The following is a 10,823-nucleotide window of genomic DNA, read 5'->3' as shown; positions in this document are numbered from 1 at the left end:
CACGGCGGCAGCTCAGCAGATATGCTTCGCCTTCGCTGGTCAGGTCGATGCGTCGTGTCGTGCTATGCAGCAACTGCAAACCGAGCCGCGCTTCCAATTTCGAGATGCTCTTGCCGACGGCAGAACCCGTCAGGCCGAGCGCTGCGGCCGCAGCAGTCAGGCTTCCCTTGTCGACGGCCAGGACGAAATCCCGGATCCCTGCAAAACGGTCTTCCATGGTGGATTGATTCTGGAATATGAGGATCGAAAGTCGAGAATTTTAACTACTAACTCAATCCGTGGGAACTGATTAGACTGTCTCGACCTGACTTATCGATCACGATCTACCGGCTACGATTGGAGAAAACATGAAAGCATGGCTGCTGAAGGATTTTGGCCTGAACAACCTGGAGCTCGGCGACGTACCGGTACCGGTTCCTCAACAAGGTGAATTGCTGGTGCGCGTTGGCGCCGTCTCGCTGAACTTCCGCGACAAGGCCATCGTCGACGGCATCTACGAGCCGCACAAGGTGCCCAAGCCGCTGATCCCTGTCTCGGATGCCGTGGGCGAGGTGGTCGCAGTCGGCGCCGGCGTGACCCGCTTCCAGGTCGGCGACCGCGTCAATTCCCACTTGTACTCACATTGGCTCGACGGCGCACCGGCGCCGGACGAGCCCGAATACTGCCTCGGCTCGCCGCTGCCGGGCGGTCTGGCCGAGTACATGATCCTGCACGAGAATGGCGCTGTCAAAGCGCCCGCCGGCATGAGCGACGAAGAAGCATCGACACTGCCGATCGCGGCATTGACCGCCTGGTACTCCTTGATGGACGTCGGTAACCTGCAGCCGGCACAGACCGTGCTGGTTCAGGGTACCGGTGGCGTCTCGATCTTCGCGGTCCAGATCGCGGTCGCCCAAGGCGCGCGCGTTATCGCCACGTCAAGCAGCGACGCCAACCTGGACAAGATCAAGGCCTTGGGTGTCAGCGATGGTGTCAACTATCGCACCCATCCCGATTGGGAGCAGAAGGTCCTCGAGCTGACTGGAGGCAAAGGCGTCGATGTCACGATCGATGTCGCCGGCGGCGACGGCCTGAACAAATCCGTGCTGGCCACTAAGGCGGCCGGCGTGATCGCCCAGGTCGGGTTCCTGACCGGCCAGACTGCGCAGTTGCAGTTGATGCCCGTGATCTTCCGTCAAACCACGATCCGCGGTATCGCCGTCGCGCCACGCACCTCGTTCGATCGCATGAATCCCTTCCTAGACCGTCACGGCATCAAGCCAGTGATCGACAAGGTCTACGCCTTCCAGGACACGGTGCAGGCCTACGAGCACCTGGCGCGCGGTGCGTTTGGCAAGGTCGTGATCAAGGTAGCCGACTGATTTTGGCCCCCAGCCGGCCGGAAGCCCCGGCCGGCGATACGGCCAAATCCACGCACAAGGAGCAAATAATGGACGACACTACAGTACCGCGCGAGCGGCCCTTTTCCGAGCACGTCGAGCATCATGCTGGTTTCCGGCGAATGTTCGCGCCCGGCCGGCTGACACTCGGATTCATCTTGCCACTGGAGGCATACCCCGATATGCCGGCGCCGACGATGCGCGATCATGTCACCGTCATGCGCTACGCCGACCAGGCAGGCTTTGCAGGTGTATGGGCGCGTGACGTCCCACTGTTCGATCCGATGTTCGGTGACACCGGACAGCTGTACGAACCGTTCACCTATTTAGGCTTCCTCGCCGCCAGCACCCAGAGCATCGCACTGGCCACAGGCAGCGCGGTAATCACCCTGCGCCATCCGCTGCTGCTGGCGAAACAGGCTGCATCGGTCGACCAGCTTTCCGGCGGCCGCATGGTACTTGGCATTTCGTCAGGCGATCGCCCGAGCGAGTACCCCGCATTTGGCATAGAAGGCGATTTCGAGACGCGCGGCGAGCGATTCCGCGATGCGTTCGGGATGTTCCGGGCCAGTTTGCAGGAAGCGTTCGCCGTGCACGACTCCGAACGTTTTGGCAGGTTGGATGGGAGTCTGGACCTGCTCCCAAAGCCGCCCCACGGACGAATTCCGGCCATCGTCACTGGACGCAGCCGCCAGGATCTGGAGTGGATTGCGCGGCATGCGGATGGCTGGCTTTACTACTTCGTCAATCCCGAACACCTGGCACCGATCGTGTCGACATGGCGCGACGTTGTGCAGCGGGAGACGCAGTCGGGCATCTTCAAGCCGTTTGCCCAAGGCCTGTTCCTCGACCTGGCTGACAACGCAAATCACCCCTTGATGCGCATCCATTCCGGGCTGCGGGTCGGACGCAACAGGCTGATCGACTACCTCGGCGGCTTGCAGCAGCTGGGCGTCAACCATGTCGCCTTCAACCTGAAAGCATCGCGCCGGCCGGCTACCGAGGTGCTGCAGGAGCTTGCCGAATTCGTCCTGCCGGCGTTTCCGTCGAACTGATCATCAACAGCGATCGCCCCGTCCAGTAATGCTGTCGGACGGGGCGAAGTCTTGCCGCGCTTCCACGCTGAGCCAAAACGTTGCAGCGCTCTCAAACTGTCATCACGATCTTGCCGAACTGCTGGTTCGATTCGAGGTATTCGTGCGCTGCCACGACGTCACTCAGCGAGAAGACCCTGTCCACGAGCGGCCGGAGGATACCGGCTTCGATTCCTGCCGAGATAAAAGTCCGGGCGCGCTGCAGCGCTACTGCATCCTCGGTCACTTCCGTGTACACGAAACCACGCAGAGAAAGGCTGCGCTTCAAAGCCAGCTTCAGCGGGAACGGCGTCGCATCGGGACTGAGTGCGCCGTGCACGACAATCGTTCCGCGCTCGGCCATGGCCCCCGCAAGCTGGTTCACTTGCGGGCCGCCGACCGCGTCGAACGCGCACTGGATCCCGTTCGGCGCCAGTTCGCGCAGGCGGCTCTCCAACGGCTCGTCTGACGTGCTGATGACGGCTTCGGCTCCAGCAGCCAACAGTGCATCGCGCTTTGTGCCGGTCAGTGTCACCGCGATGGGCCGCGCACCCACCTGGCGGGCAACCTGTATCGCAGCCAAGCCCACGCTGCTTGATGCGGCGGTGATGGCAATCCAGTCTCCTTTGCCAAGTCCGCCGGCCTCTACGAGACCGCCGTATGCGGTCAGATAGGCCATCCACAGGCCAGCCCCCTCCACTGCGGACAAGCCGGCCGGTTGCGGGACAAGGTGGGTAGCGGGAATCAACGCATGCTCGGCATAGGTCCCATATCTGCCGAGCTCGAACCCGGGCAGGACGCCGACCATGTCGCCGACCGCGAATCCTTGCACCGACGGGCCAAGTGCAGCGATCATGCCAACCGCCTCGAAGCCCAGCATGGATGGCAGTTGCGCCTTCTCGAGATACTGGCCCATGCGGAACATCTTGTCCGCCCGATTCAAGCCGATCGCCTGCACCTCGATGAGTACTTCGCCATCTGCGGCCTCAGGGACACTGCGCTGCTCCAGCCGCAATACACCCGGGCCGCCAAGTTCATGAAATCGAACCACCTGCGACATGGTCATACCCATCCTTCAGGAAGCGACGTCGATCACGATCTTGCCAAGGGCCTTGCCGGCCTCCTGAGCGTCATGCGCGGCATGCGCGTCGGCCAAAGTGTAGCGCCGTTCGTCGACCAAGGGTTTCAGTTTGCCCTGCTCCGCCAGGCGGGTCGCCTCGCGCAGGATGTCGCCATGGTGGGCTCGTCCTTCACCGCTCAACATGGGGAGCAGCACGAAGATACCGGACAATGTCACGCAGCGCAGAGAGCCTGGCGCCAGATTGTGCTCCGCGAAAGCGTAGCAGCTGAGAACGTGTCCATAAGGCCTGGCCGCAACAAGTGAGTCGTCCAGCGTCTGTCCGCCGACGGTGTCATAGACCACGTCGAAGCCAACGCCATTTGCATACTTCGCGACGTAGTCCGCGACCTTGGCGTCGCGATAATCGATGGGCGTAGCGCCGTAGCCTTTGATGACGGCGTGCTTAGCCGCCGAGGCAGTCGCATACACGTCGGCGCCGAGCGCACGGGCGATCTGCACTGCCACGTGACCAACACCACCCGCGCCGCCCTGGATCAGCACGCGCTGGCCAGCATGTACGCCGGCACGGTCGACCAGACCTTCCCAAGCGGTCAGAAACACCAGCGGCAACGCAGCCGCTTCGCGCATACTAAGGTTCTTTGGCTTCGGTGCCAACAGGCGAGCGTCGACGGCCGCATATTCGGCGAGCGTTCCCGGAATGCCACGCACGCCGCCAGCCAATCCGTACACCTCGTCGCCGACCTTGAAGTCGCTCACGTCTTCACCGACCTCGACGACCGTGCCCGCCAGATCGGTGCCGAGAATCGCAGGCAGTTCGGGCATGGCATACGGCGCTGCACCGGTGCGGATCTTGTAGTCGATCGGATTGACGCCGCTGGCAGCGATCTGTACCAGCACTTCGCCCGCTTTCGGTGCTGGCCGGGTCACCTGGGTATCGATGAATTTGCCGTCGGCGTAGTCGTTCAGGACGAGTGCGCGCATGGTGGCTTGGGTAGTCATGTATTGGTTCCTTGTGAATGTAGCCCTTGGGGGCAAACTGAATGTGGGGTAATATTGATCCATAAGGTCCCGCCTGTAAATTAGGCACTTTTTAGGATCATAGGCACCTATAGGTAACCATGGCTTCCACCGTTCGTCATCTCCCCGATCCACTGGTCATCAGTGAAACCTGTCCACCGCGGCGTATCCACATGCTATTGACGCCCAAATGGACGTCCATGGTGATCTACGTCCTTAATTTCGGTCCGCTACGGACTGGCCAGTTACAGCGCAGCATGCCAGGAATTTCGAAGAAGATGCTCACCCAGACCTTGCGCGAGCTCGAAGCCGACCAGCTGTTGTCGAGGAAGGTGCACCAGGTGGTTCCACCCGCAGTCGAATATTCGCTGACGGAGCTTGGACAGAAGTTCGTCGAGCCTTTGCTGGCACTTTACGATTGGGCCGAAGCCAATTCCGTACTGCTCGATACGGTAGAACGCAACAGAGCAGCTTGCGGCCAAGCCGAGATCGTCGAAGATGAAAGCGAAGCCTTGCCGCTTTCCTGAATCGCCGAGCTGATTGTTGTATTCGACGATAACAATTCGGACTCTATAATCGGCTTTTGCCGGCGCCTGGCCGCACGCGGCCAGGCCGTACCCACTACCCAGAAAGAATGTGTCGATGGAGCTGCTTCAATCGATGCGCCTGTTTTCCAGGCTTGCTGAACTCCAGAGTTTTACGAAGGTCCCTGAAGCGCTGCAGATGGGCCGCCCCCAAGTGACGCTGGCCATCAATCAATTGGAAGCATCGCTCGGCGTGCGTCTGTTCCAGCGCACGACGCGCAAGGTGAGCCTCACCGCGAAGGGTGAGGCGTTTCTGGTCAGGGTCGCAGGGATTCTGGGCGAGGTCGATGAAGCGGTGACCATGTTCGACGCGCCGGGCGGCATCGTGCGCGGGCGTCTCCGGATCGATATTCCTTCCGCCCTGGCGGTGGAATCCTTCATGGATTCATTGCAGAGGTTCCGCAACGCCTATCCGGGGATCTCGATGACGTTGGGTGTGAGCGATCGGCTTTGTTGCGTAAATCAGGCTCGGCCAGCGTAGAACCCGTAGGTCTGGTAGCCTGAACAGGATGAAACCAGCTCCACAGAAGTACCGCACGACCAACTGGAAGACGTCCAACGAAGCGTTGAAGTCACGCGGTTCGCTGCTCATCTGGCTCGATCCGGCGATGACTTGGCACAGCCAGCCGAGTGGCAAGCGCGGGCGCAGCCAGACGTTCAGCGACGAGGCGATGCAGTTCTGCCTGAGCATCAAGTGCCTGTTCAATTTACCACTACGGCAGGCCATGGGCATGACGCAAAGCCTGCTGCACCTGGCTGGGCTCGACTGGCAGGTGCCGGACTACAGCACGGTCAGTCGGCGGCAAAAGACGCTGCAGGTTGCGATCGGCGCCGTGCCGACCACGACAGGCTTGCATCTGCTGGTGGACAGCACGGGCATCAAGATGCTGGGCGAAGGCGAGTGGAAGACGAAAAAGCATGGCGCAGACTATCGCCGCCAATGGCGCAAGGTGCATCTCGGGATCGACGCGTCCACGCTCGAGATCCGGGCCATGGAGGTGACGGACAACAGTGTCGGCGATGCCCCCGTCCTGCCAGCGTTGCTCAGCCAGATTTCTGCTGACGAGCGCATTGCCAGCGTCAGCGGCGACGGCGCTTACGATACGAAGGGCTGTCATGAAGCCATCGCGTTGCGAGCCGCGCATGCCATTATCCCGACCCGTAAGAACGCCAAGCCCTGGAAGGCAAACCGCTGCGGTGCCGATGCACGTAACGACATTCTGCGGACGACAACAAGGGTGGGACGGGCAATCTGGAAGAGATGGAGCGGCTACCACCGGCGCAGCCTTGTCGAAACCAAGATGCGCTGCTTCAAGCTGCTGGGCGAACGGGTGATGGCACGCGACTTCGACCGTCAGGTCGCCGAGCTGCAAGTGAGGGCTGCCGTTCTAAATCGCTTCACTCGGCGGGGTACTCCGATTACGGTCCCAGTGTTATAAAACGGACTACAAATAGCGCCAGCTCGGCCTGTGCTCGATTTGCTCAACAAAGCCGTTTGAAAATCTAAAATGCGCCTAACGGAAGTGTCCGTATCGATGGGGGAAGGCCACGCTTGCGTACCAAGGCGCGCCCGCTGACTGTGGGCGAAATCGCGCTGGCGTCTATGCTGTTCAGGAATGCCATCGACTACACGCGCGTACGCATCCACAGCCGGCGCTACATGCCCGTCCAGCCGAAGAATTGCTGCATGACACCGAACGGCAGCATGTATTTCCATGCTTCCTGCTTCCTCGACGACTATTCGCAAGCGAACCTCACCGGCCAGCACTGGTTCATGCACGAGATGGTACTGTTGTGGCAGTCTCCACATCTGCGATCCAACTGCAAGCAACCGAAACGAACTGCTGCTGTCTCTACCAATATTTCTTGCTTGCCCTGTGAGCAACATCGCCATATACTATACTGAAACGCTCTTACCATCTGGTATTGGCTGCGCATTCAATCGGTATCGGTCCTTCGCTAGCGAACTGCTTTCGGGCACGTGAAGAAAGCCGCTTCGCCGCAAGTGGTGGCGCTCCGGTCATCATCGCATTCGACTCGCTTGAAAATGCGTGAATTGTTGTATGTTTAATAACAGGAGATATGTGATGGTCAAACTCGCGTTGTTCGTTCGTCTTGAAGCCAAGCCAGGTAAGGAGAAAGACGTAGAAAGCTTTCTGTTAAGTGGTCTTCCCCTCGTTCAGGCAGAGCCAGCTACTACAGCTTGGTTCGGCATTCGCCTGGGGCCGTCAACCTTTGGCATCTTTGACGCGTTTCCAGATGAGGCTGGGCGGCAAGCTCATCTTTCCGGCGAAGTCGCGGCGGCGCTCATGGAAAAAGCGGGTGAGTTATTCGCCCAGCCGCCGTCAATCGAAAAGGTTGACGTTCTTGCGGCAAAGCTGCCGGGCTGAGCAAGCCCGACAAGTCGCTCAAGTCGACGGCTCACTGGCGGCGCCAGCGAGTCGTAGCTTGGCGCAGGCGTTGAACGACCGCTTTATGGAATCGACAAGGACTGCTTACGGGTCGATAGTGGTCAGCCGCAACACTTTTGATCAAAGGCGTCTTTGACGCGGTCATGCTCTCGAAGGAGCTGTTCAAAACGGTATCCGAGCAATCTAAGTTAAGCTTGCCAAGCCTCTCAACTTTGCAAAAGAACCGATGGATGCCGTACCTGTTCGCCGCCTGCATGCGCAGCGCTGGCGCCCCCTCACCGCAGGCGAAATCGCCATGGCATCGCTGCTGTTCCGCGACGCCATCGATTACACGCGCGTGCGCATCCACGGTAATCCCCCCATTTTTAGAGCGAGCTAAAAGTAGAGGTTAAGCGGCAAGAGCAAGTTTCTGTTGTGGTGTAATGCCGCTGAGTGCCATGTTGGGCCGGTCGTGATTGTAGGTCCACAGCCAGCGAGTGGCAAATTCCTGGATCTCGTCGAGCGTTTCAAAGAAGTGATGAGCCAGCCAATCGTACCGCACGGTCCTGTTGTAACGCTCCACGTAAGAGTTTTGCTGAGGCTGACCGGGCTGAATAAAATCGATGCGGATTCCACGTCTGGCGGCCCAAGCCAAGGTCACGGCGCTGATGTACTCTGGACCGTTGTCACAACGGATCGCATCCGGTGTGCCGCGCCATTCGATAATTCGGTCCAGCGACCTGATGACGCGTTCGGATGGCAGCGAGAAGTCGACCTCGATACCCAAGCCTTCGCGGTTGAAGTCATCGATGACGTTGAACAGGCGGATGCTGCGTCCGTCGGCAAGCTGGTCATGCATGAACTCCATGGACCAGCTCTGGTTGATCGCGGTCGGTACGGCCAGGGCAGCGGCTTCTCGCGCACCAGTCGGTGGCGCGGCTTGATGCGCAGGTTCAGCTCGAGCTCACGATAAATCCGGTAAACCCTTTTGTGATTCCATTTGAAGCCTTTGACGTTGCGCAGGTACAGGAAGCATAGCCCGAAACCCCAGTTGCGCTGGTTGTTCGTTAATCGCACGAGCCAATCAGCGATGACGCTGTTTTCCGCGTCCAGCTTGGCCTTGTATCGGTAGTAGGTCTGGCTGATGCCAAACGCCTGGCACGCCAGGTTAATCGTGGCTGACCGCTGGGTCACGGCCCACTGCGCCATCTCTCGCCGCAGAGATGGCGCTACCATTTTTTTGTTAGCGCCTCCGCGACGATCTCGGCTTTCAGTCGCTCTTCTGCATACATCTTCTTCAGGCGCCGATTTTCGTCTTCCAGTTCCTTCATACGTGCCATCAGTGACGCGTCCATCCCGCCGTACTTGGCACGCCATTTGTAGAACGTGGCGTTGCTGATGCCGTGCTCGCGGCACAGCTCGGGTACGGGGCTGCCGGCTTCTGCTTGCTTGAGGATGGCGATGATCTGGCTGTCGGTAAAGCGGGACGTCTTCATGTAGAGCTTTCTTTCTACTTCTGAACGCGCTCTTTTTGTGGGGCGATTACCCTGCCAACTGCTCCTGGTGCGATTGAATGCCGAGACTGCTGAACCCAGCAATCAACTCGCCCAGCATAGCCTTTGCACGAAACAAAGGCCAGCTACGGCGAGGAATATGATCGCGCGAAACTAAACAGTTAGCTATGGAGTGATGGAATTTACAGCGGGTCGGATAACTGACCTGATATGGTAAAAATACCGCGTGTCTTGTTAGATTGACTTATTGAAGTAGTCTGCTACGCGAGATCATTGGAAAAAGTCGAGCTTTGAGACGATTTGGGAAGTAGCAAAGTGCTTCCGCGCAATCTTCTTTCCTTAACTTCCCGAAAGGAGAGAAGATTGCGCGAACTAACCATTTATTGTAAAACCTATCGCCTGCTTTAATTTTGTGAATCCTCTTTTAGCATGCGTCAATAAATAATATTTTCTTTATTTATTAGGTTTCAGCACGACTTTGGTCCACCCTTCGGCACGTTTATCAAAATTCCGATAGCCAGTCGGTGCATCCTCCAATGCAAGCTCGTGTGAAATGATCTGCGAGGGCGCCGCTTTACCTTTATGAATCAATTTTGCCAAGTAACGGTTGTAATGCTTGACGTTGGCTTGGCCGGTGCCAATCTTCTGACCCTTGAACCAAAAATTGCCGAAATCGAAGGCAATCTTGCCTTCCTTTTCCAGCGCGTCTGGACCCTTCGGATCCTGCGGGAGGAATACACCAACCACGCCGATGCCGCCAGTGGCCTTGACGGTCTGCACCAAGTTATTCATTGTCAGATTCGGCACTTCCTTACCGTGCTTGTCGCAACACTGGTAACCAACGCATTCGCAGCCGCAGTCGGCGCCCTTGCCGTTGGTAAGGTTCAAGATCTTCTCGACGCCGGCGCCTTCGGTGTCGTCGATCGCCACCGCGCCCAGCTTTTCGGCCAGTGCCAAGCGGTCCTTGTGCGTGTCCACGACGAAAACTTCGCTTGCGCCTTTAATGAACGCAGACATGGTCGCCATTAGGCCGACCGGGCCGGCGCCGTAGATCACGACCGATTCGCCCGGCTTGAGGCCAGCCAGTTCGGTGGCGTGGTAGCCGGTCGGGAAAATGTCCGACAACATCACGTAGTCATTTTCCTTTTCCTTGGCGTCTTCCGGCAGCACCAAGCAGTTGTAATCGCCAAACGGCACCCGTAGCAGTTCGGCTTGGCCGCCGCTGTACGGGCCCATGCCGGCAAAACCGTATGCAGCACCCGCTGTGCCTGGATTTGCCGTCAGGCAAGCGCCGGACAAGCCCCGTTCGCAATTTTCGCAAAAGCCGCAGCCGATGTTGAACGGCAGACAGACTACGTCCCCGACCTTAACGCGCTCGACGGCGTTGCCGACCTCGATGACTTCACCCATGTTTTCGTGGCCCAAGATACGGCCCGTTTCCATGTTGGTACGGCCTTCGTACATGTGTAGGTCGGACCCGCAGATGTTGGTTGTCGTGATACGGACCAAGACGTCAGTCGGCTTTTCAATCTTGGCGTCCGGCATGTCTTTGACCTGGACGTCGCACGGGCCATTATAAACGAGTGCCTTCATAATTTTCCTTTCAAAACGAGGGTAAATTTATCGCGAGCAGCGACGTTAGGAGGAGAAAGAATATAACGAGATTCTTCACAAAGGCGCACTGTTGAACGCTGCAAAGATTTACGCCTGGGCCATAGAATCGAAAAAAAACCCCGGTGTCAGAATAGTTGTGTCGTCACCTGATGAGATAAAACCATATCGGGA

12 protein-coding genes and 1 pseudogene are annotated in these 10,823 nt (G+C 58.5%); 8 read left to right on the top strand and 5 right to left on the bottom strand.

The annotated features are described in order from the left end of the window. On the bottom strand, window positions 1-217 hold a 217-nt coding region (locus NX782_RS25735), incomplete at its 3' end, for a LysR family transcriptional regulator (protein WP_258848355.1). Window positions 218-347: 130 nt separating this feature from the next. On the opposite strand from NX782_RS25735, the gene NX782_RS25730 reads away from it, so the two are divergent. Further along, window positions 348-1,361: a zinc-dependent alcohol dehydrogenase family protein gene (locus NX782_RS25730; RefSeq protein WP_258848354.1), complete on the top strand. Its 1,014-nt coding sequence runs from the start codon at window positions 348-350 to the stop codon at window positions 1,359-1,361. 68 nt (window positions 1,362-1,429) lie between these two features. Next, the gene (locus tag NX782_RS25725) at window positions 1,430-2,434 is read left to right on the top strand and encodes an LLM class oxidoreductase (protein WP_258848353.1); all 1,005 of its coding nucleotides are present in this window, start codon (window positions 1,430-1,432) and stop codon (window positions 2,432-2,434) included. A 91-nt stretch (window positions 2,435-2,525) separates the two neighbouring features. On the opposite strand, the gene NX782_RS25720 is transcribed toward NX782_RS25725, so the two are convergent. Continuing rightward, complete coding sequence (locus NX782_RS25720) at window positions 2,526-3,518, bottom strand: zinc-dependent alcohol dehydrogenase family protein (protein WP_258848352.1); 993 nt, start codon at window positions 3,516-3,518, stop codon at window positions 2,526-2,528. A 9-nt stretch (window positions 3,519-3,527) separates the two neighbouring features. Further along, window positions 3,528-4,532 (bottom strand): zinc-dependent alcohol dehydrogenase family protein, encoded by a 1,005-nt coding sequence (locus NX782_RS25715; protein ID WP_258848351.1) that lies wholly within the window; start codon window positions 4,530-4,532, stop codon window positions 3,528-3,530. A 119-nt stretch (window positions 4,533-4,651) separates the two neighbouring features. On the opposite strand from NX782_RS25715, the gene NX782_RS25710 reads away from it, so the two are divergent. The 6 genes from NX782_RS25710 (at window position 4,652) to NX782_RS25685 (ending at window position 7,924) form a co-directional block, all read left to right on the top strand. Then, the gene (locus NX782_RS25710) at window positions 4,652-5,077 is read left to right on the top strand and encodes a winged helix-turn-helix transcriptional regulator (protein WP_258848350.1); all 426 of its coding nucleotides are present in this window, start codon (window positions 4,652-4,654) and stop codon (window positions 5,075-5,077) included. Between the two features lie 115 nt (window positions 5,078-5,192). Continuing rightward, window positions 5,193-5,615, top strand: a complete 423-nt coding sequence (locus tag NX782_RS25705) for a LysR family transcriptional regulator (RefSeq protein WP_258848349.1) — start codon at window positions 5,193-5,195, stop codon at window positions 5,613-5,615. 28 nt (window positions 5,616-5,643) lie between these two features. After that, the gene (locus tag NX782_RS25700) at window positions 5,644-6,573 is read left to right on the top strand and encodes an IS5 family transposase (protein ID WP_258848348.1); all 930 of its coding nucleotides are present in this window, start codon (window positions 5,644-5,646) and stop codon (window positions 6,571-6,573) included. 113 nt (window positions 6,574-6,686) lie between these two features. Then, complete coding sequence (locus tag NX782_RS25695) at window positions 6,687-7,040, top strand: hypothetical protein (RefSeq protein WP_258848347.1); 354 nt, start codon at window positions 6,687-6,689, stop codon at window positions 7,038-7,040. A gap of 181 nt (window positions 7,041-7,221) precedes the next feature. Further along, the gene (locus tag NX782_RS25690) at window positions 7,222-7,524 is read left to right on the top strand and encodes a putative quinol monooxygenase (RefSeq protein WP_066419950.1); all 303 of its coding nucleotides are present in this window, start codon (window positions 7,222-7,224) and stop codon (window positions 7,522-7,524) included. A gap of 247 nt (window positions 7,525-7,771) precedes the next feature. After that, on the top strand, window positions 7,772-7,924 hold the full coding sequence (locus NX782_RS25685) for a hypothetical protein (RefSeq protein WP_258848346.1): 153 nt from the start codon (window positions 7,772-7,774) through the stop codon (window positions 7,922-7,924). Between the two features lie 9 nt (window positions 7,925-7,933). On the opposite strand, the pseudogene NX782_RS25680 reads toward NX782_RS25685, so the two are convergent. Both NX782_RS25680 and NX782_RS25675 read right to left on the bottom strand, forming a co-directional pair. Next, window positions 7,934-9,020: pseudogene (locus tag NX782_RS25680) on the bottom strand (IS3 family transposase). A 471-nt stretch (window positions 9,021-9,491) separates the two neighbouring features. Beyond that, window positions 9,492-10,631, bottom strand: a complete 1,140-nt coding sequence (locus tag NX782_RS25675) for a glutathione-independent formaldehyde dehydrogenase (RefSeq protein WP_258848345.1) — start codon at window positions 10,629-10,631, stop codon at window positions 9,492-9,494. Between the last annotated feature and the right edge of the window lie 192 nt (window positions 10,632-10,823).

Origin of the sequence: Massilia norwichensis (assembly GCF_024753245.1) — a bacterium.
Classification (GTDB): domain Bacteria; phylum Pseudomonadota; class Gammaproteobacteria; order Burkholderiales; family Burkholderiaceae_D; genus Telluria; species Telluria norwichensis.
The sequence above is the reverse complement of the archived record's forward strand: the minus strand, read 5'-3'. Positions and strand labels throughout refer to the sequence as shown.